General features: G+C 44.4%; 22 protein-coding genes. All 22 read left to right on the top strand.

Annotation, left to right across the window (positions count from 1 at the left end):
- Positions 1-165: 165 nt before the first annotated feature.
- The 22 genes from AC3WJJ_RS09625 to AC3WJJ_RS09520 all read left to right on the top strand — a co-directional run bounded on the left by AC3WJJ_RS09625 (position 166) and on the right by AC3WJJ_RS09520 (position 25,951).
- Positions 166-4,482 carry a PolC-type DNA polymerase III gene (locus AC3WJJ_RS09625; protein WP_492540077.1) on the top strand — a complete coding sequence of 1,439 codons (4,317 nt, stop codon included), beginning with the start codon at positions 166-168 and terminating at the stop codon, positions 4,480-4,482.
- 194 nt (positions 4,483-4,676) lie between these two features.
- Positions 4,677-5,138: a ribosome maturation factor RimP gene (gene rimP, locus AC3WJJ_RS09620; protein ID WP_422657259.1), complete on the top strand. Its 462-nt coding sequence runs from the start codon at positions 4,677-4,679 to the stop codon at positions 5,136-5,138.
- Between the two features lie 32 nt (positions 5,139-5,170).
- A complete protein-coding gene (gene nusA / locus AC3WJJ_RS09615) occupies positions 5,171-6,268 on the top strand; it encodes a transcription termination factor NusA (protein WP_422657258.1) in 1,098 nt (365 codons plus the stop codon).
- 24 nt (positions 6,269-6,292) lie between these two features.
- Positions 6,293-6,604, top strand: a complete 312-nt coding sequence (gene rnpM, locus AC3WJJ_RS09610) for an RNase P modulator RnpM (RefSeq protein ID WP_422657257.1) — start codon at positions 6,293-6,295, stop codon at positions 6,602-6,604.
- Positions 6,591-6,920, top strand: a complete 330-nt coding sequence (locus AC3WJJ_RS09605) for a L7Ae/L30e/S12e/Gadd45 family ribosomal protein (protein ID WP_492540074.1) — start codon at positions 6,591-6,593, stop codon at positions 6,918-6,920. Before rnpM ends, AC3WJJ_RS09605 begins: the two co-directional genes overlap by 14 nt.
- The gene (infB, locus tag AC3WJJ_RS09600) at positions 6,913-9,624 is read left to right on the top strand and encodes a translation initiation factor IF-2 (protein ID WP_492540072.1); all 2,712 of its coding nucleotides are present in this window, start codon (positions 6,913-6,915) and stop codon (positions 9,622-9,624) included. Before AC3WJJ_RS09605 ends, infB begins: the two co-directional genes overlap by 8 nt.
- 19 nt (positions 9,625-9,643) lie before the next feature.
- Positions 9,644-9,994: a 30S ribosome-binding factor RbfA gene (gene rbfA / locus AC3WJJ_RS09595; RefSeq protein WP_422657254.1), complete on the top strand. Its 351-nt coding sequence runs from the start codon at positions 9,644-9,646 to the stop codon at positions 9,992-9,994.
- A gap of 34 nt (positions 9,995-10,028) precedes the next feature.
- Entirely contained in the window at positions 10,029-11,006 is a 978-nt protein-coding gene (locus AC3WJJ_RS09590; protein WP_492540070.1) for a DHH family phosphoesterase, read from the top strand.
- Positions 11,003-11,917 (top strand): tRNA pseudouridine(55) synthase TruB, encoded by a 915-nt coding sequence (gene truB, locus AC3WJJ_RS09585; RefSeq protein WP_492540069.1) that lies wholly within the window; start codon positions 11,003-11,005, stop codon positions 11,915-11,917. The genes AC3WJJ_RS09590 and truB overlap by 4 nt, the downstream gene beginning before the upstream one ends.
- Positions 11,918-11,959: 42 nt before the next feature.
- Positions 11,960-12,907 (top strand): bifunctional riboflavin kinase/FAD synthetase, encoded by a 948-nt coding sequence (locus AC3WJJ_RS09580; protein ID WP_492540067.1) that lies wholly within the window; start codon positions 11,960-11,962, stop codon positions 12,905-12,907.
- A 166-nt stretch (positions 12,908-13,073) separates the two neighbouring features.
- Entirely contained in the window at positions 13,074-13,343 is a 270-nt protein-coding gene (gene rpsO / locus AC3WJJ_RS09575; protein ID WP_422657250.1) for a 30S ribosomal protein S15, read from the top strand.
- Positions 13,344-13,626: 283 nt separating this feature from the next.
- On the top strand, positions 13,627-15,720 hold the full coding sequence (gene pnp / locus AC3WJJ_RS09570) for a polyribonucleotide nucleotidyltransferase (protein WP_492540065.1): 2,094 nt from the start codon (positions 13,627-13,629) through the stop codon (positions 15,718-15,720).
- Between the two features lie 186 nt (positions 15,721-15,906).
- Positions 15,907-16,887 carry a polysaccharide deacetylase family protein gene (locus tag AC3WJJ_RS09565; protein WP_492540063.1) on the top strand — a complete coding sequence of 327 codons (981 nt, stop codon included), beginning with the start codon at positions 15,907-15,909 and terminating at the stop codon, positions 16,885-16,887.
- A 96-nt stretch (positions 16,888-16,983) separates the two neighbouring features.
- Positions 16,984-18,252 carry a M16 family metallopeptidase gene (locus tag AC3WJJ_RS09560; protein ID WP_492540061.1) on the top strand — a complete coding sequence of 423 codons (1,269 nt, stop codon included), beginning with the start codon at positions 16,984-16,986 and terminating at the stop codon, positions 18,250-18,252.
- Positions 18,227-18,673, top strand: a complete 447-nt coding sequence (dut, locus tag AC3WJJ_RS09555) for a dUTP diphosphatase (RefSeq protein ID WP_492540059.1) — start codon at positions 18,227-18,229, stop codon at positions 18,671-18,673. The genes AC3WJJ_RS09560 and dut overlap by 26 nt, the downstream gene beginning before the upstream one ends.
- A gap of 186 nt (positions 18,674-18,859) precedes the next feature.
- Entirely contained in the window at positions 18,860-19,756 is an 897-nt protein-coding gene (dpsA, locus tag AC3WJJ_RS09550) for a dipicolinate synthase subunit DpsA (RefSeq protein ID WP_492540057.1), read from the top strand.
- A complete protein-coding gene (locus tag AC3WJJ_RS09545) occupies positions 19,757-20,353 on the top strand; it encodes a dipicolinate synthase subunit B (RefSeq protein WP_422657244.1) in 597 nt (198 codons plus the stop codon). It begins immediately after the preceding gene.
- Positions 20,354-20,683: 330 nt separating this feature from the next.
- Entirely contained in the window at positions 20,684-21,898 is a 1,215-nt protein-coding gene (dapG, locus tag AC3WJJ_RS09540; protein ID WP_492540056.1) for an aspartate kinase, read from the top strand.
- Positions 21,899-21,936: 38 nt separating this feature from the next.
- A complete protein-coding gene (dapA, locus tag AC3WJJ_RS09535) occupies positions 21,937-22,818 on the top strand; it encodes a 4-hydroxy-tetrahydrodipicolinate synthase (protein WP_492540054.1) in 882 nt (293 codons plus the stop codon).
- A gap of 254 nt (positions 22,819-23,072) precedes the next feature.
- Positions 23,073-24,752, top strand: a complete 1,680-nt coding sequence (locus tag AC3WJJ_RS09530) for a ribonuclease J (RefSeq protein WP_422657241.1) — start codon at positions 23,073-23,075, stop codon at positions 24,750-24,752.
- 198 nt (positions 24,753-24,950) lie between these two features.
- Positions 24,951-25,709: a ClpP family protease gene (locus tag AC3WJJ_RS09525; RefSeq protein WP_492540052.1), complete on the top strand. Its 759-nt coding sequence runs from the start codon at positions 24,951-24,953 to the stop codon at positions 25,707-25,709.
- Positions 25,706-25,951, top strand: a complete 246-nt coding sequence (locus AC3WJJ_RS09520) for a YlzJ-like family protein (protein ID WP_492540050.1) — start codon at positions 25,706-25,708, stop codon at positions 25,949-25,951. Before AC3WJJ_RS09525 ends, AC3WJJ_RS09520 begins: the two co-directional genes overlap by 4 nt.
- Positions 25,952-25,980: the final 29 nt, after the last annotated feature.

Raw genomic sequence — 25,980 nt, 5'->3', positions numbered from 1 at the left:
TGATAGAGTAATAGATATCGAAAGTTGCTTTGAGAATAAAAGAGAAATATTCCGGAAAGCTTCTGGATGGCATGACGCTCTGTGGGCAACAGGACGAATGGGTGCTGCCTCAGAAGCTTTTCGTTTGTTTTTGTCTCATTTTTTCGTAAGCAGGGGGAGGGAACCATGGGCACAGCGGAAGAGAAGAGAAAAAGGTTTGAGCTGCTGATGAAGCAGGGAGAAGTCCCGGCAGGTTTGATAGAACCCTATTTTATGGACGGCTGGATTGAACAGGTAGAAATAAGCCGCGGCAGTAAGGAATGGTTGGTTACCATTGCGAAGGAAAACCTTGTTCCGTCAGAGGTATATAGAACTTTTTGCTTAAGAATCCAAGAAAAAATGAACCATATTGCGAAAATTAGATTTTTGTTCCGTTATCAAGGTTCAGTTCGTGAAGCAGATATTGTACAAGAATACTGGGGGCTTTTCTTAGAGTGGGTACATCGGGAAATTCCATCCGTTAACGGCTGGATGGCTAGAGCCAAGCATGAAGTAGAAGAAGGTCAATTGCATCTTACGATGTCAGATGGGATGTCTCTAGAGCTTGCGCGCAAGAAACAGATTGATGAGGCGATTACGCGTTTTTTCAATCAGTATTTCTCGCTTAATCTTCGAGTGAAGATGAGTGTCGGTGATAATGGACTGGCAGCTTATGAAGAATTCGAACAGAAGAAACGTGAGGAAGAACGAGAAGTAATTCAAGCCCTTATGACGAGTCTTGAGTCCGAGGATGATATAGAAGAGGAAGAAGGCGACATCAAGCTTCAAGTTGGAAATGAAATTAAGGATCAGCCTGTTCCGATTCAAGAAATTCAAGATGAAGAGAAGAAGATTACCATTCAAGGAACCATTTTCGGTCTTGATCGTAAGGAACTTCGAAATGGAATGACTCTCTTTACGTTCAATCTTACAGATTTCACAGATTCACTTCAGATGAAGATGTTTGCTAAAACAAAAGAAGATCTAAAAGTGTTTGGTTTGTTAGAAAACGGAAAATGGTTGAAGGCACGCGGCCGAGTGGAATTTGATCGGTTTATGCAGATTCCAGAACTTGTAATGATACCTTCAGATTTGACTGAAGTGAAGGCACCACCAGCACGTAAAGATAATGCACCAGTGAAGCGAGTTGAGTTTCACCTCCATACAACGATGAGTACAATGGATGCTGTAACTTCCATTGATAAATATATAAAGACTGCGGCATCATGGGGGCACAAGGCGATTGCTGTTAGTGACCATGGTGGTGTTCAGTGTTTCCCGGATGCGGATAAGCACTCCAAAAAGAACGGTATCAAGATGATGTACGGTGTTGAAGCCAATGTCGTAAATGACGCGGTCAATGTGGTAGAGCAAGCGAAGCCGGGCATCGACCTGAAAACTGCCACATACGTCGTATTTGATATCGAGACTACGGGTCTATCGATCACCCGGAATAAAATTACGGAGATTGCAGCAGTCAAAATGCACGAGGGTAAAGAAATCGATCGATATGCTACCTTTGTTAACCCGCATGAGAAAATCCCTTATCATATTCAGCAGTTAACGAATATTACGGATGAGATGGTCAAAGACGCTCCGGACCTTGAGCCCGTACTCAAAGATTTTGTTGAATTTGTAGGGGACGCTGTAATTGTCGCTCATAATGCACGATTCGATATGGGTTTCATTCAAGCTTCACTTAAGAATGCCGGAATGCCCATCCTTGAGAATCCATACTTAGATACGCTTGAGCTGGCAAGGCTGCTTTATCCGGGTATGAGGAACCACCGATTGAATACGTTGGCTGATAAGTACAAGGTATTACTAGAGAGTCATCACCGGGCGATTGACGATACAATTGCACTTGCAGGTATTTTGAATGGCCTCCTAGCAGATGTGGATAAAATGAAAGGCATCAAGATGTTGGATCGACTTAACGACTATGTCGGTAATGATTTATCCAACACAAGACCTTTTCATTGTGGGATCTACGCACTGAACCCGATTGGGAAGAAGAACTTATATAAGCTTATTTCGATGTCACATACCGAGTATTTTAAAAGAGTGCCGTGCATTCCGAAGTCTAAGCTTGTTGAAATGCGCGACGGGCTCATCGTTCTCTCAGGCTGTGAGAAGGGCGAATTCTTCGAGACAGTTCTGAACAAAACAGAGGAAGAAGCTGAAGAGATCGCTCAGTTCTATGATGTGCTGGAGGTACAGCCTCTTACAATGTACATGCATCTCGTGGATAAAGGTTTTGTAGCCAGTCCAGATGATTTGAAGAACGCCATTCGCAAAGTGATTAAGATTGGCGAGAAGCTGAACAAACCGGTTATTGCAACAGGTAATGTTCATTATCTTGAGCCAGGACATAAGCTGTTCCGTGATATTACGATTCATGGTATTACGGGCTTTAGTCCTTTGAAAGATATCCGTAAGCCAGATGCTCACTTCCGAACCACGGACGAGATGCTAGAGGAGTTCGCTTATTTAGGGCAAGATAAAGCTTATGAAATCGTCGTTAAGAATACAAATGATCTAGCGGATCGTTTTGAAGAATTAGAATTGTTCCCATCTAAGCTGTTCACCCCGATTATTGATGGAGCAGATGAGGAGATTCGAAATACATGTTACGATACAGCTAAATCAATATATGGTGAGGATTTGCCAGAGGTAGTTGTAGCACGACTTGAGAAGGAACTGGAGCCGATTATCAAGTACGGTTTCTCCGCTAACTATCTCATCTCCGAGAAGCTCGTTAAGAAATCGAATAAGGATGGATACTTGGTAGGATCTCGGGGATCTGTAGGTTCGTCTGTTGTTGCTACGTTTCTTGGCATTTCTGAGGTAAACCCGCTTCCAGCTCACTACATTTGTAAAAATTCAGATTGTAAATACAGTGAATGGTTCCTTGATGGTAGTGTACCCAGTGGATTCGACCTTCCCGATAAGCAATGTCCTAAATGTGACAGCACGCTAAAAGGTGAGGGACAGGATATACCATTTGAAACGTTCCTTGGGTTTAAAGGGGACAAAGTCCCTGATATTGACTTGAACTTCTCAGGTGAATACCAACCAGAAGCGCATAACTATACCAAGGTCATGTTCGGTGAAAAAAGCGTATTCCGTGCGGGAACAATTGGTACGGTTGCGGAGAAAACGGCATTTGGTTATGCCAAAAAGTATGAAGAAGAACATCAGAAGCGTTGGCGCGGGGCTGAGCTTAGTCGTCTAGCTTCTGGATGTACTGGTGTCAAACGTAGCACGGGTCAGCATCCAGGCGGTATCGTAGTTGTTCCAGATTATATTGAAGTTGAAGATATTACGCCTGTTCAGTTCCCAGCTGATGATGTGAAAGCTGAATGGAAAACAACTCACTTTGATTATCACGCATTTGATGCGAACTTGCTCAAGCTTGATATTCTGGGTCATGATGATCCGACGATGATGCGCATGCTGCAGGACTTAACCGGGGTGGATCCGACGACAATTCCAATGAATGATCCGAAGGTTATGAGCATGTTCAACTCAACGGAAGCGCTCGGTGTTACGCCTGAACAAATTCGCTCACCGGTTGCTACCTATGGTGTTCCGGAGATGGGAACTAAATTCGTTCGTCAGATGTTGATTGAATCGAAGCCATCCAGTTTTGCTGACCTTTTGCAGATATCTGGACTTTCTCACGGAACAGGTGTATGGCTAGGTAACGCTCAGGAGCTTATAAAGAACGGCACTTGCAACATCAAGACGGTTATTGGTTGTCGTGATGATATCATGCTGTTCTTGATCTATAAGGCTGGAATGGATGCCGGACTTGCATTTAAGATTACGGAGAGCGTTCGTAAAGGTAAGGGATTGTCACAGGAATGGATAGATGAAATGAAGAGATGTAAAGTACCTCAGTGGTATATCGATTCATGTCTGAAAATCCAGTACATGTTCCCGAAGGCGCACGCTGCCGCGTATGTTATCTCGGCCGTTCGTACCGCCTATTTTAAGCTTTATCATCCTATTGAATATTACGCTACCTATTTCTCTGTTCGTGCTGAGGATTTTGATATCGAATTATGCTGTCAAGGTTACGATGCGATCCAAAGACGGATTGTTGAAATCGAACAGTTAGGGTTTCAAGCAAGCACCAAGGAGAAAAGCATGCTTTCTATTCTCGAGATGGCCTTGGAGATGACAGCGCGTGGATTCACATTCAAAAATATAGACCTGTACCGTTCCGATGCACTTCGGTTCACGGTGGACGGGGACGCGCTTATTCCTCCATTCTCAGCCCTACAGGGGATCGGAGATAATGCGGCACGGAACATCGCTGCTGCAAAAGAGGCAGGGGAATTCCTGTCAATCGAAGACTTCCAACAGAAATCTAAAGCGAGCAAAACAGCAGTTGAGCTGCTCACGCAAATGGGCTGCTTCCGAGGATTGCCGGAGAGTAATCAACTCTCATTGTTTTAAATTAATACTGTAAACACAGGGGATATGAGGGCACTTGACAACTTGACAGTCAAGGACTCATACTTGTCACTACTGCCAGACTATGTTATAATTTTTTTGGTAATCATGGAGATAAAACCGTTGTGTAAAGAGTGGGGCAACCCACTCTTTACTCTTTGGTATATAGGAAATGAAAGTGTTGGAGGTTATGTTCTTTGAGCACACCGAAGATTAAAACGACTGTGGAAGAAATGGTGCAGCCGTATTTGGATGAGCACGGCTTTGAACTGGTAGATGTGGAATATGTTAAAGAAGGCAGCAATTGGTTTTTACGTGTGTTTGTAGACAAAGAGGGCGGCATCGATATTGATGATTGCGGATTGGTCAGCGAATACCTGAGCCAAAAGCTGGATGAGAATGATCCCATTCCGACAGCTTACTTTCTTGAAGTTTCTTCACCTGGTGCAGAGCGTCCGTTGAAGAAGATGGAGGATGTTGCCAAATCAGTCGGAAAAGATGTTTTCGTTACGGTCTACGAGGCTGTGGATGGAATGAAGGAATTTGAAGGCAAACTGGAGTCTTTTGAGAATGAAGAGCTTGTCATTAAATCCGGAAAGAAACAGCACGTTATTCCATATGCAAGAGTTGCCAGTGCCAGATTGGCCATCATTTTTTAGACGGAAGTTTTGAAAGGGGGAACCGATTTTCAATGAGTATGGATTTTATTGAAGCAATGAATGAGTTGGAGAGAGACAAGGGCATCAGCAAGGATGTGCTGTTTGAAGCGATTGAAGCGGCACTCATTTCCAGCTATAAACGTAATTTTAACGCTGCACAGAATGTGCGAGTGGATATGAACCGCAATACTGGTGTTATTAAGGTATATGCCCGGAAATTGATCGTGGAAGAGGTTCTTGACTCACGTACTGAAATTTCACTGACTGCGGCAAGAGATATCAACCCGCATTTTCAAATCGAGGATATCGCCGAGATTGAAGTAACACCGCGCGATTTTGGTCGTATCGCTGCACAAACTGCGAAGCAGGTTGTTACACAGCGTATTCGTGAAGCGGAACGTGGCTTGATCTATAGCGCCTTCATTGATAAAGAAGACGATATCGTTACAGGTACACTACAACGTCAGGATCCGCGCAACATTTACATTGACCTGGGTAAGATTGAAGCGGTTCTGCCGCTCACCGAGCTGATGCCTAATGAAAAATTCAAGCACGGCGACCGGATCAAAGCGTACATTACAAAAGTAGAGAACACAACAAAGGGACCGCAGATTATGTTGTCTCGTACGCACCCTGGTCTTTTGAAGCGTCTGTTCGAGCTTGAGGTTCCTGAGATTTTTGACGGTGTAGTAGAAATTCGTTCCGTAGCTCGTGAAGCAGGGTTCCGGTCCAAAATCGCTGTATACTCCCGCAATGAGGAAGTTGATCCAGTCGGCTCTTGTGTAGGACCGAAAGGTATGCGTGTGCAGACTATTGTTAACGAACTTCGCGGTGAGAAAATCGATATCGTGCGGTATTCAGAACAGGTCGAAGAGTATGTAGCAAATGCTTTGAGTCCTTCTAAAGTTTTGGAAGTACAGGTCTTTGAGGATGAGAAGATGGCTCGCGTCATTGTTCCTGATTACCAACTGTCCCTAGCTATCGGGATTAAAGGGCAAAATGCCCGTCTTGCGGCTAAACTGACAGGATGGAAGATCGATATTAAAAGCGAGAGTCAGGCGGAACAGGAATACGGCAGACCAAAAACCCTATCGGGTGAAATGCATCAGGATTCCGTCTCCGTCGATTAAAGTAAAGGGACGGGGGTGCTAGCTTTGAAACAGAGAAAGATACCGCTTCGTAAATGTGTGGCTTGTCAGGAAATGATGTCCAAGAAGCAGCTTATTCGCGTCGTGAAAACACCCGAAGATACAGTGCTTATTGATCTGACTGGCAAGAAGTCGGGTAGAGGCGCTTATTTGTGCGGGAAGTTATCCTGCTTTAAATTGGCCCACAAAAACAAAGCGCTTGATCGTGCTTTAAAGCATCATGTTCAGCCTGAAATTTATGAACAGCTGGCTCAGGATTTCATTAAGGTAGAAGATGAATTTCTAGCGGCTAAGGAGAGTGCCGATGATGAACAATAGGGTGCTTTCTCATTTAGGCCTTGCCATGCGTGCAGGTAAAGTGGTTACCGGCGATGAGATCGTGCTCAAAGTAATCCGGTCTTCTGAAGCGAAAATGGTCATTCTGGCGGGTGACGCCTCAGATAATACAAAAAAAAAGTTCCGCGATAAGTGCGGTACTTATAAAATCCCTCTGGTAATCGGATTTGACCGGGAAAGTCTGGGCACAAGTGTAGGTAAACCTGAACGTGTTGTGCTGGCAGTTACGGATCAAGGATTCGCAGAAATGATCTCCAAGCAAGTGGGGATAATGTCGGAGGTGGAGTATATTGAGTAAACAGGAAAACAAAGACAATAAACTTCGAGTATATGAGTATGCTAAATCGTTGAATATGAGCAGTAAGGAAATTATAACGATACTCAAGCGTCTAGATGTTCCGGTTAATAATCATATGAGTGTTATGGAGAACGATACAGTATCAAGGGTGGAGCAGTTCTTTAAAGACATTAAGTCAAATGCTGCTGCTAAACGTGATGGCTCAGATACAGTTCGAAGTGAAAGCCGCAAACCGGCGGTCTCTGGAGCAGCAAGTACAAGTAGTACAGCTCCAGCTCCAGCTGCAAGCACTCAGACAAACGCTCCAACACTAAGCAGCGAAGGCAGTCGTGGTGGGCAAGACGGCAGCCGTAATCAAGGTCAAAGACCATCTGGTCATGGACAGGAACAAGGACAGCCCAAAAAACAACAGGAAAAGCAGGTAGGTATGAACAATAGAAATCAAACCAACTCAAATGTAACAGGCTCTCAACAGCGCCCACAAGGTAGTCAGGATTCCCGGAGAACGAATACTGGATCTTCCCAAGGAAGCCAGCAAAATAACCGGAGCAGAAATCCGCAACAGGGCTCTAGTCAGCAAGGTGGATCTCGTCCTCAGAATGCAGGACAACAAGGTGGTTCCCGTCCTCAAGGTGCAGGACAAGGTGGAGCACGCCCTCAAGGTTCAAGTCAATCCCAAGGAAACCGACCACAAGGCGGAGGACAGTCCCAGGGTGGACGTTTTGACTCTAACCGTCCTAGTGGTAACGCAGGCAACAATAGTAGTGCTGGTAACCGTGGTGGTAACAGAAGTAACAGCAATAACAGCAGCAATAACAGTAACAACAATAACCGTCCAGGCTCTAAGCGCTTTGATGATAATCGTCAAGGTGGTTTCCGTAACAACCGTGGAGGCAAGAACAATCGCGGACGGAATCAGAGTCAGCAGCCGCCTCGTGAAAAAATCGACAACACGCCGAAGAAAATTATCGTCCGTGGCAACATGACCGTCGGTGAAACGGCGAAGCTGCTTCATAAGGACGCTTCCGAGGTCATTAAGAAGCTGATTTTCCTCGGCGTGATGGCCACGATTAACCAGGAACTTGACATTGATACAATCCTGCTTCTGGCTGGCGAATTCGGCGTAGAAGTAGAAGTGAAAATTCCGGTTGAAGAAGACCGCTTCGAAACGGTTGAAGAGGTTGATGATCCTACGGATCTGCTTGAGCGTCCTCCAGTTGTAACGATTATGGGTCACGTTGACCATGGTAAGACAACACTACTGGATGCGATCCGTTCAGCGAATGTCTCCAGCGGTGAAGCTGGTGGTATTACACAGCACATCGGTGCGTATCAAGTGGAAATCAACAACAAGAAAATCACTTTCCTGGATACACCAGGTCACGAAGCGTTTACTGCAATGCGTGCTCGTGGTGCCCAAGTTACGGACATGACAATTATCGTTGTTGCAGCAGATGACGGTGTAATGCCACAGACCGTTGAAGCGATCAGCCATGCGAAAGCAGCTGGACTTCCAATCATCGTAGCTGTTAACAAAATCGATAAACCGGATGCAAATCCAGATAAAGTAAAACAAGAATTAACCGAGTATGAACTGGTACCGGAAGAGTGGGGCGGAGATACAATCTTCGTAAACGTTTCGGCTAAACAGCGCATGGGCCTCGAAGATCTCCTTGAGATGATTCTACTCGTAGCTGAGGTTAACGAATATAAAGCGAACCCGGATAAGCGTGCACGTGGTACCGTTATTGAAGCAGAGCTTGATAAAGGTAGAGGACCTGTTGCCAGAATTCTCGTACAACACGGTACACTTAAAGTTGGAGACGCATTTGTAGCAGGTAACTGCTTCGGACGTATCCGCGCAATGGTAAACGATAAGGGCCGTCGCCTGAAAGAAGCGGGACCTTCAACACCTGTAGAAATTACAGGTTTGACTGAAGTTCCTGGTGCTGGAGATCCGTTTATGGTATTTGAAGATGAGCGTAAAGCTCGTTCCATTGCCGATAAACGTTCTATCACACATCGTCAATCTGAGCTGAATACGAATACTCGTGTTACGCTGGATGATCTGTTCCAACATATTAAAGATGGAGAGATCAAAGATCTTAACGTAATTATCAAAGGTGACGTACAGGGATCGGTTGAAGCCCTGAAAGGTTCCTTGAATAAAATCGAAGTGGAAGGCGTTCGCGTGAAAATTATTCACAGCGGTGCAGGCGCTATTACAGAGTCAGATGTTATCTTGGCTGCTGCTTCCAATGCGATTGTAATTGGTTTTAACGTTCGTCCAGATACACAAGCGAAACAGACCGCTGAGCAAGAAAAAGTGGATGTTCGCCTACACCGTGTAATCTACAACGTAATTGAAGAGATCGAGCAGGCTATGAAAGGTATGCTGGATCCAATTTATAAAGAGAACGTCATCGGCCACGCAGAAGTACGTAATACCTTTAAAGTTACTAAGGTAGGTACCATTGCAGGTTGTATGGTTACTTCCGGTAAAATTGCACGTAACGCAGAAATGCGTCTGATCCGTGACGGCATTGTTATTCATGAAGGTAAGATCGATTCCCTCAAGCGCTACAAAGATGATGCAAAAGAAGTAGCGCAGGGTTATGAATGTGGTATTACCTTGGAAAGCTATAGTGACGTCAAAGAAGGCGACGTCATTGAAGCCTTTATCATGGAAACGGTAGAGCGCTAACGTAAAGAGGTGATCAGACATGGCTAAAATCCGTACAGGACGCGTCAGCGAACAAATTAAGAAAGAGCTCAGTCAGCTAATTCAGACAGAGCTCAAGGATCCTCGAATTGGTTTTATCACCGTAACGGGGGTTGATGTGACGAACGACTTTTCACAGGCTAAGGTTTACCTTAGCGTTCTTGGAGACGAAGATCAGAAAGCGGGAACGCTGAAAGCTCTTGAGAAAGCCAGTGGTTTTCTCCGCTCCGAGCTTGGGAAAAGAATTCGTCTCCGGCATGTGCCGGAGCTAATCTTCAAATTCGATGAGTCGATTGCATATGGTAGCCGAATTGAGAAGCTGCTTGGTGAAATCGAACGAGAAGAGGATTAGACAGATCAGATTGTTTTTATAAAGGAGAGGGCGCATGCAGACTTATGAACAAGAGCTGCAGCAGGTCAGAAAATTTCTGCTGGAGCATGACGATTACTTGATCGTGTCGCACGTTCAGCCCGATGGAGATGCAGTCAGTTCCACCCTAGCGGTGGGCTGGCTTCTCTCACGTTTGGGCAAGAAATTCACAATGATCAACGAAGGAGTCATTCCGAAAAGAATGAATTCCTTATGGCATGCAGCTGAACTCATTAATATGTCTGAACAGTCGCCACAGCGTTCTTTTAATACCATTATTTGCGTAGATTGTGCAGACTTTGATCGCGTTGGCAGGACTAAGGAACTTTTTACAGAGGGTGCAGTCATTGTAAATATTGATCATCATCCTACGAATAACAGGTATGGTGCTGTCAATGTGGTTCTTCCTGAAGCAGCCGCAACTGCGGAAATTCTGTTTGATCTGTTGAACATGTTCGATATCGAATGGGATGTAGAGATTGCTACAGCCATTTATACGGGACTTTTAACAGACACTGGTGGATTCCGTTACTCCAACACTTCACCTAAAGTAATGGGTATTGCCTCTACTTTGTTGTCGTATGGAGTGAATGGTCCGGAACTTGCGGAAACGCTGCTCGAAGAGATGACACTGCCCCAGTTAAACGTGCTTGTTAAAGCACTCAATACACTAACGATGTCTTCGGATGGGAAAGTAGCTTGGGTCCATGTTACACCTCAGGATATGGTTGATAGTGGAGCGATTAATGAAGATCTAGAAGGAATCGTTAATTATCCACGTAATATTCAAGGTGTAGAAGTTGGTATATTGTTTAAACAGGTTAATACGGGGGCTGTAAAGGTAAGCCTACGATCTGCTGGAAAAGTGGATGTTGCAGCTCTGGCCCAGTCCTTCGGTGGAGGAGGCCATGTTCGTGCGGCAGGTTGCCGAATCGAAGGTGAGCTAGGAAGTATTATGACTCAAGTAGTAGAGCGGGTGAAACAAGCATTATGACAGAACTTGAAGGTGTTTTGGCGGTCAACAAACCAGCGGGATGGACTTCACATGATGTTGTTGCTAAAGTGCGCCGTCTTGTTAAAATGAAACGAATCGGTCATGCGGGTACACTTGATCCCGAGGTGACTGGCGTATTGCCGCTCTGCCTTGGACGTGCAACTCGTGTGGTAGAATACATGCAGGACCTTCCAAAAGAATACCAAGCAGTGCTTCGTCTGGGAGTCTCTACAGATACTGAGGATTTAACAGGAACTGTGATTGAATCGGTGGAAGAGGTCAACATTACACCAGAAGCGGCGCAGGAAACACTTCTTTCCTTTTTAGGGGAAATTTCTCAGGTGCCACCGATGTATTCGGCTGTAAAGGTTGATGGTAAGAGATTGTATGAGCTTGCCCGTGAGGGGAAGACTATTGAACGCAAAAGCCGTATGGTAACCGTGCATGAAATCGAGATGACAGGTTTTGAGGCGCATGGATCTTATACTGATATTTCTTTTCGAGTGTTGTGCTCGAAAGGTACTTATATTCGTACACTTTGTGTGGATATTGGTAAGAAACTTGGGCTTCCATCCACGATGGCTAAGCTGGAGAGAACTTCATCAGCTGGTATTTCTGCCTCGAAATGTTTGACACTTGAACAAATTGAGCAATTTATGGCTGATGGTACACTCCAATCCTGGTTAATCCCGGCGGATGAGGCCATTGTGCACTTGCATGCCCACACGGTAACAGATGAGAAGAGAAGTGCTGCCTTGCAAGGCCAGCGACTGTCTTCACAGGTTGTGAGTCCTCCGGTTAATCATTTTGGATGCATACGTCTGTATGACACCGAGAACCAGTTCTTGGGTATTTTCCAAAAACAAGAGGAGTCCGGAGCAATTGCGCCTGTTAAGGTCTTCTCGGTTTAATATTATTGATGTCTATCTAAGTGAATTGCAGGTGAGAAGCACATGAAAATCGTATCCTTATCTTATCCGTTAACCTCAGAACAGAAAATTGAACACGGCATCCCGCAAATTGCGGCAATCGGTCAATTTGATGGTCTCCATACGGGTCATGCCAGTGTTATATCGACTGCTGTTAATTTGGCGCGTAAAGAGAGCTTGCCATCAGCCGTAATAACCTTTTATCCTCACCCTAAAGATGTCATGAGAAAAGGGAATTATGAAGGCTATTTAACACCTCAACAGGACAAGCAGAAGCTGCTGGCTGATATGGGGGTTGACATATTATATGTGGTGGATTTCAATGAAGAATTCTCACAAGTCAGCCCTGAAGATTTCGTAACGGAGATGCTTATGCCGCTTCAGCTTCATACAGCGGTCGTTGGTTTTGATTTTCGGTTTGGCTTTAAAGGTGCTGGTCGTGCTGACATGCTTCATGGCCTGAGCCAAGAAACAATACAAGTTGTTACGGTTCCACCGTTCTTAATAGATGGTGAGAAGGTAGGAAGTTCATCAATTCGAGCAGCTTTATATAATGGTCAAATCTCGGACGCAACACGCTGGCTTGGAAGGTATTACCGAATTCGGGGCACTGTGATTCATGGCGAGAAGCGAGGACGAGCTTTAGGGTTTCGGACAGCCAATCTGGAACTCGAGGAACACTACGTTACGCCTGCACTAGGTGTATACGCAGTATGGGCTCGCTGTACTCACCATGATGAATGGCTTCCAGGTGTTATGAGTGTAGGCCTTAAGCCTACATTTCATGATGGCATCGTTAAACCAATCTATGAGGTTCATTTGCTTGATTTTGATGAGGACCTTTACGGCCAAACCATGGTTGTTGATGTGGTCGAGTTTATACGTAGAGAACTCAAATTTAATTCGATTGACGAATTAATTGCAGGAATTCAAAGCGATGTAGATAAGACTAGAGAGATATTAGCAAAATAATTCATTTTTAATAATGATATTGATTATCATATTTTCTTTTTTGAAAAAAGTATGATATACTCGTAGAGGTTGCCCGGGCTATCCGGCACCGTAACCTTGGCTTGGTTGTTCGATCTCACCGTCGGTAACGAGGCCATAGGCGATTATTATGAAGGAGGTGAACAGGATGGCATTGACTCAAGAACGTAAACAACAACTGATTGATGCACACAGAACTCACGAGTCCGATACAGGATCTCCAGAGGTGCAAATCGCTATCCTAACGGAAAACATTACGAACTTGACTGACCACTTGCGTACGCACAAGAAAGATCACCACTCCCGTCGTGGATTGTTGAAAATGGTCGGCCAACGCCGTAAGTTGCTTGCATACTTGAAAAACAAGGATGTTAAACGTTACAGCGCTTTGATCGAGAAGCTTGGATTACGCCGCTAATAATCCATAAGGTGTACGAAAGCAGCCTGGTTGTCCACTGTCCTTCTTGGAACGACAGCGGTGCAGCTAGGCTCTTTTTTAAATTATAGGAACGATTGCAGTTTCCTTTGATTTTGATTCTTGCTCGGTTTGAATAGGAGCTTAGAATACGTCTTGTTTATGTTACATTGTTTTTTGTTACATAGAAGAAACGTCGCTAGACGTTTTTCTTATGAAGAATGCGTGTGTAGGTAATACTTTAATTTAGCAGAGTAAAATAAATGTCCTCACGAGGAGGGGTTATATGGAAAAACGTGTTGAAATGATGCTAGGAGGAAGACCGCTGGTTCTGGAAACAGGTCGTTTGGCTAAACAAGCAAATGCAGCGGTCATGGTCCGTTATGGCGAAACAGCGGTTCTATGTACGGTGACTGCTTCAAGCGAGCCAAAAGACTTGGATTTTTTCCCGTTGACTGTGAACTATGAAGAAAGATTGTATGCAGTAGGTAAAATTCCCGGCGGCTTTATTAAGCGTGAAGGAAGACCAAGTGAGAAAGCGATTTTGTCCAGTCGTTTGACAGACCGTCCGATTCGTCCATTGTTTCCTGAAGGGTTCCGGAACGATGTTCAAGTATTAAACCTGGTTATGAGTGTGGATCAGGATTGTGAGCCTGAAATTGCAGCGATGATCGGTACTTCTGCTGCGCTAAGTATTTCCGATGTTCCGTTCAACGGACCAATCGGTGGTGTAGCTGTAGGACGTATCAACGGAGAATTCGTTGTCAATCCAACCATCGCTCAGCAGGAAGCAAGTGACATTTATCTAGTTGTCTCTGGAACAAAAGATGCAATTATGATGGTTGAAGCTGAAGCGAACGAAGTGCCAGAAGAAGTGATGCTTGAAGCGATTATGTTCGGTCATGAAGAGATTAAGAGCATTGTTGCAACCATCGAGGAACTCGTTAGCATTGCTGGTAAAGAGAAGATGGAAGTTAAACTTCATGCTGTCAATGAAACTGTAAACCGTGAGGTTCGTGAATTTGCAGCAGAGCGTTTAGTTGAAGCTGTTCGCATTGCAGAGAAACACGCTCGTCAGGATGCAATTGATGCGATTAACGACGAAACCTTCAATGTGTTTGAAGAGAAATATATTGAAACACCTGAGCTTCTGAAGGATGTTAAAGAAGTTCTGCATGATATTGTAAAAGAAGAAGTTAGACGCCTTATAACACATGACAAGGTTCGTCCTGATGGTCGTGGTCTTTCTGAGATCCGTCCAATCGATTGTGATACAAGCTTATTGCCGCGTACACATGGTTCAGGCCTATTTACTCGTGGTCAGACACAAGCACTTAGCGTTTGTACACTTGGCGCACTTGGTGACGTTCAAATTCTGGACGGTATCGATCTGGAAGAAACTAAACGTTTCATGCATCATTACAATTTCCCTCCGTTCAGTGTCGGCGAGGCTCGTCCACTGCGTGCACCAGGACGTCGTGAAATTGGACACGGTGCGCTTGGAGAGCGCGCATTGTCTAAAGTTATTCCTACCGAGGTTGAATTCCCATACACGATTCGTCTCGTTTCAGAGGTTATTGAGTCAAATGGATCAACATCCCAGGCGAGTATCTGCGCAAGCACGCTTGCTATGATGGATGCGGGTGTACCGATTAAAGCACCTGTTGCTGGTGTAGCTATGGGTCTGATCAAAGACGGCGAGCATGTTTCCATCTTGACAGATATTCAAGGTATGGAAGATCATCTCGGTGATATGGACTTCAAGGTAGCTGGAACTCCAGCTGGCGTTACTGCGATTCAAATGGATATCAAAATTGACGGTATTGACCGTAAAATTTTGCAGGAAGCTTTAGATCAAGCCAAAGAAGGTCGTATGCACATTCTTGGCAAGATGATGGAAGTGATCCAGAAGCCAAGAGAAACGCTTTCCCAATACGCGCCTAAAATCATTACCATGAATATTAATCCGGATAAAATCCGTGACGTTATCGGTGCTGGTGGTAAAATTATCAATAAAATTATTGAAGAAACCGGCGTAAAAATCGATATCGAACAAGATGGTCGCGTATTTATCGCTTCATCAAATGCAGAGATGAACCAAAAAGCGCTGTCGATTATCGAAGGTATTGTACGTGAAGTAGCTGTAGGTGAGATTTACACAGGTACCGTGAAGCGGATTGAGAAATTCGGCGCATTTGTTGAAATTCTTCCGAATAAAGACGGCCTTGTTCATATTTCTCAGTTGTCTACTGAGCGTGTAGCAAAAGTGGAAGATGTTATCGCCATTGGTGATGTGATTACAGTGAAAGTAACTGAAATCGATCAGCAGGGTCGGATTAACCTTTCTCGCAAAGCTGTTTTGACCGCTGAAACGAAATAAGGATAGATAAGAATCATAATGAAGGAAAGAGACAGAAATGTTATTCTGGCTCTTTTTTTTATGGCTTCAAACCTGCTAACTACCTTTTTCCTTTCCTTAAATGTTAGTTAACATGGTTAAGGCACATATTACGTATCCTCGTCTCATAAAATGGGACAAAGCAAATAAAGGGGATGGATACGTCCAATGAAAGGATTAAAGGTGGCTGTGCTACTTATAAGCATTGCAGCGGTGTCTGGGATCGCCGTATTAACGGGATCATGGGATTATATCAATCAGTTAAGTGCATCTAGAGGTGCGATAAACTTAGAACAGCAGACTGCGTCTGTCGACTTGAATCTTCTTGGTGAGATTGAAGCGGAGGCTGCTAAGACACGAATTGAGCCCATCGATGCCAAGGTGGATTCGGTGTGGAAGGCGGTGCCTGGTTATAACGGGCAGCAGGTTAATGTAGAAGAAACGTATAAGCGGGCATTAAAAAGAAAATCGGGTGAGCCGATTTCTTATGTTTATCAACAAATCCCAGCAAAGGTTAACTTGGATGACTTAGGTGAGCAGCCCATCTACCGAGGGAATCCAAATAAACCTATGGTTTCGTTCATGATCAATGTGGCATGGGGGAATGAGTTTATTGAGCCTATGTTGAACATTTTGGATGAGGAGAAGATCAAAACAACATTTTTTCTGGATGGAAGTTGGTTAAAGAAAAATCCAGAGCTAGCTGCAATGATATTGAAGAGGGGGCATGAGGTGGAGAACCATGCATACTCTCATCCTAATATGAGTCAGCTCAGTCGAAGTCGCGCAGAACTAGAGATTGTGAAGACCCAGGAGCTCCTTAAAGAAAGCCTAGGAGTTACTAACAAGTGGTTTGCGCCTCCTTCTGGGGATTTTAATCAGCAGACGGTGTCAATTGCCTATGGAAGAGGATTAAAGACCGTCCTGTGGACATTGGATACGGTGGATTGGATGAATCCATCACCAGAATCTGTCGTGCAAAAAATTACAAAAAGAGTTGAACCCGGTTTTCTTATATTAATGCATCCGACCTCTTCCTCCTCAAAAGCGATGAAAGGTATGATCCAAGGTATACGTGCTAAAGGTTTACATATTGGTACGGTGAGTGAAACGTTATCACCTGAACGAATTGTGCCGTATGGAAGTTGAGTGACTGGTTTAAGTTTGATACAATGAATGGATGGCATTAAATCATCAATTTATATCCATGGAATGAAACCAAGGAGCAGGTTAGGAGGGCCTTTCGTGAAAAAAATACAGTTGTCAAACGGCCTGAGAGTAGTTATGGAACAAATTCCAACATGTCGGTCAGTTTCTTTTGGGATTTGGGTCAAGACGGGGTCCCGCAATGAATCGTTAGATATAAACGGGATTACACATTTTATCGAGCATATGATGTTTAAAGGTACGGACCGTTTCGATGCGCGTGCAATTGCTGAGCAATTTGACGCGATCGGTGGGAATGTGAATGCATTTACATCGAAAGAATACACCTGTTACTATGCTAAGGTGCTTGATGAGCATCTTCCGATAGCTGTAGATGTGTTGTCAGATATGTTCTTTAATTCTAAGCTCGATCCAGTGGAGCTTGCAAAAGAGAAAAATGTCATTCTTGAGGAAATTGCGATGTATGAGGATACCCCAGATGATCTTGTGCACGATTTGATGTCGATGGCGGCTTATGGTGAGCATCCACTAGCCTATCCGATTTTAGGTACGAAAGAGCATCTGGAAGCAATGGACTCTGATGCGTTAAGATCGTACATGAACAATCATTATACGATCGAGAATACGGTTATTGCTTTAGCTGGAAACATTGACGACAGTGTTATTGAGCTGCTGGAACGTCATTTTGGTGCTTTCAAGAATAGCGGCGCAAGTCAGAGTCTGACGGTACCCGTATTCCACGACGGATTGCTATTCCGGAGGAAAAAGACGGAACAAAACCATATTTGTTTGTCATTTCCCGGTAGCTCTATCGGAGATGATCTCCAGTACGCTATGGTGCTGCTTAACAACGCGATAGGTGGCGGTATGAGCTCACGTCTATTCCAGGAGATTCGAGAGAAGAGAGGGCTTGCGTATTCCGTATATTCCTATCATAGTTCTCATGCAGACAGCGGGATGTTTACGATTTATGCAGGTACTGCACCTAAACAAACCAAGGATGTACTCGATCTGACGAACGAAATTATGTCCGATTTAGCGGTGAACGGAATGACCGAGGATGAACTACATAAGGGCAAAGAACAGTTGAAAGGAAGTCTGATTCTCAGTCTGGAAAGTACGGGAAGCCGCATGAACCGCCTTGGAAAAAATGAACTTATGCTTGGTCGTCACAATAGCATGGATGAATTGATTCAGCGGATTGAACAGGTTAATATGAATGATATTAATGCTGTCCTTGATCGAATGTTTGAAACCCCATTTTCTTTGGCGATGGTTGGATCTTCAGATAAGGTGCTTAACAAAATTAGGAGGGACGAATTTGTTGCATTACGTTCAAATCAATAGATTATCAGGAAATGAAGATATAAAACTCCCTGTCAAAATGTCGGAGCTAGCTTCCGGTTTTGACCTGCATGCTGCGGTGGATGAGTCCGTGGTTCTGATGCCAGGAGAGCGAAAATTGATCCCAACCGGATTCGCTATCGCTATGCCCGGTGGATTGGAAGCCCAGATTCGCCCACGCAGCGGGCTGGCATTCAAGCATGGGATTACTTGCTTAAATACACCAGGTACAATTGATGCAGATTATCGTGGAGAGATTAAAGTGTTATTGATCAATCTTGGTCAAGAACCATTCTCCATTACTCGTAATGAGCGTATTGCTCAGATGGTATTTCAAGAAGTGCCGACGATTGAGCTCATTCAAGTCGATGAACTATCAGATACGGTTCGCGGCAGTGGTGGGTTTGGTCATACGGGCAAATAGAGAAGTAATGCTCCTTTAGAGCATTAGCCAAGAACCGTTACGGAGTTTTACTTTCGTAACGGTTTTTTGTATCCCTTAAGGACTTAACCACATTAACTCAAGTTTAAGGTTCACTCTTGCTCACCTCTTCATAGGCCAGCGCATAAGATAGTCTATACATTGGTTTGGAAAGGAGCGACGCCTTGCATGCTGACAGGAGTCCGAACCGTTTTTCTTGGCGGTGACGCACGGCAGATTGAGGTTATCCGCAAATGTGCCGAATTGGATGCCTCTGTTGTAATAGCCGGATTTGACAAATTGCAGGATTCCTTCCAGGGAGTAACCCGGGAGCCGCTTACAGTTGAGCTGCTGTCAGGTGCCGATGTCCTGATACTGCCCGTTGTTGGTTGTGATGATGAGGGCCGTATTGGCGCACTTTATGCGGAAGGTCCGCTAAAGCTGGAGGAGGAGCATATTCAGGCTCTGCCGAAGCACGCTGTTGTATACACTGGCATGGCTAAGAGCTACTTGAGAGCTCTGTGCGCAAGTAATAACATCAAGCTGGTTGAGCTGTTAGAGCGTGATGATGTAGCGATATACAACTCAATTCCGACTGCCGAAGGCGCGCTGATGATGGCTATTCAAAATACAGATTTTACGATTCATGGATCGACCAGTATGGTGTTAGGTATGGGACGGACTGGATTTACGATGGCTAGAAGTTTACAAGGTTTGGGAGCAAAGATCAAAATGGGAGTCCGCAAAAGCGAGCATTACGCAAGAGCGGAGGAGATGGGCTGGAAGCCTTTTATGATTAAGGATCTCAGCAATCAATTGTCCGATATTAATCTACTTTTCAATACGATTCCAACGATGATTGTCACAGCACAGATTTTATCTAAGATGCCCCGCGAGGCCGTTATAATCGACCTTGCCTCTGCACCTGGAGGATGCGACTTCAGATATGCCGAGAAGAGGGGAATCAAAGCCATGCTTGCACCCGGACTACCCGGAATCGTAGCTCCAAAGACAGCCGGTATTATTATGGCTAATACGTTAGTGGAGTTGATTTCAGAAGAAGTCAAGATTCGGGGGGATGCGTAAATGGATTGGAAAGGTAAAACGGTTGGCTATGCCTTAACTGGTTCCCACTGTACATTCGAAGAAGTAATGCCACAGATCAAACGCTTTAAAGAAGACGGAGCTAATGTAGTACCCATCGTATCAGGAACAATCATGACGACAGATACCCGATTCGGCACATCGGAAAATTGGCAGAAACAGTTGAAAGAAATAACAGGTAATGATATTATTTCTACAATTGTTGAGGCGGAACCACTAGGCCCTTCTAAGCTTCTGGATGTCCTGGTTATTGCTCCTTGTACAGGGAATTCGACGAGTAAACTCGCAAATGCCATGACAGATGGTCCTGTGCTGATGGCTGCAAAGGCGCAGATGAGAAATTGCCGACCACTTGTGCTAGCGATATCCACGAATGACGGACTTGGATTGAATGCTGCAAATATCGCAAAACTGCTGGTTACAAAAAATATTTATTTTGTTCCTTTCGGACAGGATAATCCACAGCAGAAACCGAATTCGCTTGTTGCCAAAATGGAACTGATCCCGGAAACCTGTTATGCAGCCTTGGAAGGCAGACAGCTGCAGCCAATGATAATTGAACGGTTTCATTCAGCATAACAACTATAACCAGTAGTAGAGACAGTTTCTCATGAAGGGGAGACATACCAGTGAACGAGCTGTCCACGGTTAGATCCGCAGGGAAGGTGATCCATTTCAAAGATCAAGTTATAACATTAGACGAAGCACCCCCGACAGCATTCAAAGAGTAGCTATTTGTCGAAAAATGGTCCGTGAGGCCAAAAAAATAATGGGCGCGCGAATCAGTAGACGTTACACCTTATTGCAGAAATAATCGTTTCCATGCGAAACGGCCAGGCTCTAAGCTGGCCGTTTCATTCAATCGACGCCTGTGTTTTAGTCTCCGGCATAATAAACGGAGGAATTCTCATGCGCATTCTGGTTCAGAAATTCGGAGGTACATCCTTGTCTTCGCCACAAGCGAGAGCACGTGTCATTAAACATATCCGCCGAGAGCTTGCCCAGAATTATCGACTTGTTGTTGTCGTATCTGCGATGGGGCGCAGAGGTGAGCCATATGCCACAGACACTCTACTCGATTGGAGTGAGCAAAATGGCAATGCTCTTCCGCTAAGAGAGAGAGATCTGTTGCTCTGTTGCGGAGAGATCATATCTGCTGCAACGCTTTGCAGTCTACTTCAGCATGAGGGGATTCCAGCTACTGTTCTAACGGGGGCGCAAGCTGGATTCATCACCGATAATCAGTTTGGTAATGCGCGTATTATGGATATGAGGCCAGACAGGGTCCGAGTAGAGCTAGAGAAATTCCAAGTCGTTATTGTAACCGGATTTCAAGGACAGACGGAATCTGGTGATTTTACGACGTTTGGACGAGGTGGTAGTGATACTTCGGCTACAGCCTTGGGTGCTGCGCTACGTGCAGAGATGGTTGATATTTATACAGATGTTGATGGTATATTGACGGCAGATCCAAGAATAGTAGAGAACGCAAGGCCGCTTACTCATGTAAGTTATTCTGAAATATGCAATATGGCGCATCAAGGTGCGAAAGTCATCCATCCGAGAGCTGTAGAGATTGCAATGCAGTCCCTCATTCCGCTTCGTGTTCGTTCAACCTTTATGGATACGGAGGGTACGCTTGTTACACAACCGGATGGCTTTAAAGACGTTCAAATGGACATTGTCGACCGTTATGTCACAGGGATAGCTTATGTCAGTAACATTACTCAGATATCAGTAGAATGTGATTGTTCGGACGGGCTTCAATTGAAGGTGTTTAAGACGATGGCGGAGAACTCAATTAGTGTTGATTTTATTAATGTCACTCCTACGGGAGTTCTATATACCATATTCGACAGCGATTCAGAGAAAGCAATTTCGGCACTGCAGGGGCTGAGCTTGAAACCCAAGAGCTTGTCTGGTTGTGCTAAAGTTTCCGTGATTGGCGGTGGAATTAACGGAGTTCCCGGGATCATGGCTAAAATTGTTGAAGCATTAAGTGAACATGATATCTCGATACTACAATCGGCGGATTCCAATACAACGATATGGCTGCTCGTAAAGAAAGAGGATATGGTTCAAGCATTGAGGGCGTTACACAATAAATTTGAGCTTCACCGGTAGAGTTTGATGGTGCCGGCAATAGTTAAGGAGGAAACACGGTGGATTTTGGAAGATTGATTACGGCAATGGTTACACCCTTTGATTCGAAGGGGAACATTAATTGGGACGAGACTGCACGACTAGTTGATTATTTAATTGAAGATCAAAAGTCTGATTCTCTTGTCGTGGCAGGAACGACAGGCGAGTCTCCTACGTTGAGTGAAGACGAGAAGCTTAAACTGTTCCAATTCGTCGTCGAACATGCAGCTGGAAGATGTAAAGTAATTGCTGGAACGGGGAGTAATAACACGGAACATTCCATAAAGCTTACACAAAAAGCAGAACAGTGCGGTGTTGACGGAATTCTACTTGTGGCACCTTATTACAACAAACCGAATCAGGAAGGTTTGTTCCTGCATTTTAAAGCTATTGCAGAATCAAGTTCACTTCCGATCATGCTCTATAATGTACCAGGTCGAACAGGAATTAGTTTGAGCGTTGCGACTACGCTAAGACTTGCTCAAATATCGAACATTGTAGCAACAAAGGAGTGCGCATCCTTAGATCAGGTGACACAGATTGTAGCTGGAGCACCTGAGGAGTTTATCGTATATTCAGGTGATGATTCAGCTGCGTTACCTGCATTGTCTGTAGGTGCCTACGGAATTGTGAGTGTGGCTAGTCATATTGCGGGTAGTGATATGAAGGATATGATAAATGCATATCTGAAAGGCCAGGTTCAAGCGGCTGCTCAATTGCATCAAAAGTTATTCCCTCTATTTAAAGGTCTGTTTGAATGTCCTGATCCGCTTCCTAATCCATCTGCTGTGAAATTTGCTCTAGTGGAGAAAGGTTATCATGTAGGAGGAGTACGTTTACCATTGACTTCACCAAGTGAGAACGAAGCGGCTTATATCCGAAAAGTACTATCTGACTACTAAAGCATCAGTCATTAAACTCGAATATTGTGTATTTATACCATAAATCCCGAAAAACCGCCTTCATTTCACAAGAAGGTGGTTTTTCTTTTATAAAACGCCGCTTTCTAGGGGTATCCTACCCCTTACTGGGTGGGTGACTTGTGTTTTCAGTTTTTCATCATGTATAATGAATGCAAGTGACTGGGTGCGGTATATTTTTGAAATTTAATATAACAATTGGTGGACGTCCAAAACTATAGGAGGGTTAGATTGATTTGTCAAAAAAAATAAATAGCGATAAACTATCGATTTTTGCCTTGGGCGGCGTCGGTGAAATCGGGAAAAATATGTATGTCATTCAATACGCTAATGACATCGTTGTCGTGGACGCGGGGCTTAAATTTCCGGAAGAGGACATGCTTGGAATAGATATTGTCATTCCTGATATTTCTTACTTAACTGAAAATCGTGATAAAGTCAGAGGGATTCTACTTACTCACGGACACGAAGACCATATCGGTGGACTTCCGTATGTATTGAAACATCTGAACGTTCCTGTATATGGAACAAAGCTGACACTAGGCTTGGTAGAGAACAAGTTGAAGGAAGCGAACTTGCTTGGCGAAACAAAGCGAATTCTCATTAATGCAGATTCTGAAGTTCAGCTTGGCAGCACACTTAAAGCTACCTTCTTCAAAACAAACCACAGTATTCCAGATTCAGTCGGTATTTGTATCGATACTCCGGAAGGCAGTGTAGTTCATACCGGCGACTTTAAATTCGATCATACTCCAGTTAATGATCAATATGCCGATTTGCAGCGTATGGCTGAAATCGGAAGTAAAGGCGTTCTGGCACTACTGTCGGATAGCACGAATGCAGAGAAACCGGGCTTTACTCCATCTGAGAAGAACGTTGGTATCGTGATGGAAGATATCTTCCGCAAAGCAGATCAGCGTGTGGTCGTTGCTACATTCGCTTCGAACGTACACAGAATCCAGCAAGTGATTAACGCCGCTGAATCAACGGGCCGTAAAGTAACGGTCATTGGACGAAGCATGGTGAATGTTGTATCTATCGCTTCTGATTTGGGTTATCTCCACATTCCGGATGGAATGTTGATTGAACCAGAAGAAGTAAATAAAATGGCGGCTGACCGTGTCGTTGTATTGTGTACAGGCAGTCAAGGTGAGCCGATGTCTGCATTAACGCGTATGGCACGTTCGACTCATCGTAAGGTGGATATTTTGCCAGGTGACACGGTTATTATTGCTGCAACACCCGTACCAGGTAACGAGAAGTATGTTGGACGTACAATCGATGAATTATTCCGTCTAGGTGCAAACGTTATTTATAGCGGTTCCAATTCGGGTGTGCACGTTTCCGGTCACGGTAGTCAAGAGGAACTCAAGCTCATGCTAAACTTAATGAAGCCGAAATTCTTCATACCTGTGCACGGTGAATTCCGTATGCAGCGTCGTCATGCTTTGCTTGCTGAATCTGTTGGTGTTGATCCAGACAATATCTTCATTACGGATCTTGGAGAAATTGTTGAAATTCAAGGCGGTTCAGCTCGTAAAGCAGGTAAAGTTACGGCAGGTAATGTTCTAATCGATGGACTTGGTGTTGGTGATGTCGGTAATATCGTGCTTCGTGACCGTAAACTGTTATCACAAGATGGTATCTTGGTTGTCGTTGTAACACTTAGCAAGCAGAATGGTTCCATTGTATCTGGACCAGACATTATATCTCGCGGCTTTGTATATGTACGTGAGTCGGAAGGATTACTTGAGGAAAGTAACCGAATCGTCTCGAGCACATTACAGAAGTTGATGAGTGAGAATGTAAATGAATGGGCATCCCTCAAAACAAGCGTGAAAGATGCTTTGGGTCGCTTCTTATATGAGCAAACACGTCGTAGACCAATGATTCTTCCGATTATCATGGAAGTATAATTGAGAGAACGAACAGAATATTAAGGCACACAGTCGCCCCTTTCGCAGGTATATTGGACGGTTCCCGCGAAAGGGGCTTTTTTGCGTTCCAAATGATGAACTGCTGGATAAGATATCGAGAAAGGCATAATCCAGTATGTCTTTTTGCCATACTAAACCATAGCGTAAGACGACTATGACAAAAGGCAGGGTGCAGAAATGGATAAGAGATCGATTAACAGTAATAGAGCTGAACAGACGGGGGCCCCTTCAACCCAGACGGAAGACAACAATAAACCAAGCGTGGTAGATACAATTCAGCAGTTAGGTCAAACTGGGGTACCTGCGAGTGGAGAATCCAACATTTTTTGTATGACCATTATCGGCCAGATTGAAGGTCATTTAATTCTTCCACCGCAAAACAAAACGACCAAATATGAGCACCTAATTCCTCAGTTGGTTGCCGCTGAGCAAAACCCTCGCATTGAGGGATTGCTCATTATTTTGAATACGGTTGGTGGTGACGTTGAAGCGGGACTTGCAATAGCAGAAATGATTGCATCCTTAACCAAACCAACCGTTACCGTTGTTATTGGAGGAGGGCATAGTATTGGTGTTCCGATCGCTGTAGCATCCAGCTATTCTTTCATCGCGGAAAGTGCAACTATGACGATCCATCCGATTCGGATGAATGGACTGGTCATAGGGGTTCCTCAGACTTTTGAATACATGGAGAAGATGCAAGAGCGTGTTGTTCGGTTTGTGACTTCTCATTCTGGAATTACAGAGGATCAGTTTAAAGCATTGATGTTCAAAACAGGGGAGTTAAATCGTGATATTGGAACTGCAGTTTCGGGCATGGACGCTGTGAAGTACGGATTGATGAACGAGGTTGGTGGAATTGGACAAGCGCTGGCAAAATTGAACGAGATGATTGGAACTGGTAAAAATATGAGCGCAGGAGGACTTACCCAATGACCTTATATACGGTAATGCCAGAAGATGTTATCTGGAAAAATACATTAGAACAGGACACGCCCTCCACAATGGAAATTAATATTGGTGGTCTTCATATGCAGGTGGAGCCTCTGAATGACAACAAGGCCAAAATCATTCGTCTGTTGAATTGTGAGCTTGCAGATTATTTAAATCCACAATATGCTCCTGGAAGTACAATTTCCTTCGTACCTGTACTTGATCAAAATAGGGCTAAAGTCTGAAAACAGAACATAGGTGCGCCACCGGAATA

The sequence above is a fragment of the Paenibacillus sp. FW507-14B1B genome (assembly GCF_058781425.1).
This window is presented reverse-complemented; position numbering and strand designations above follow the sequence as displayed.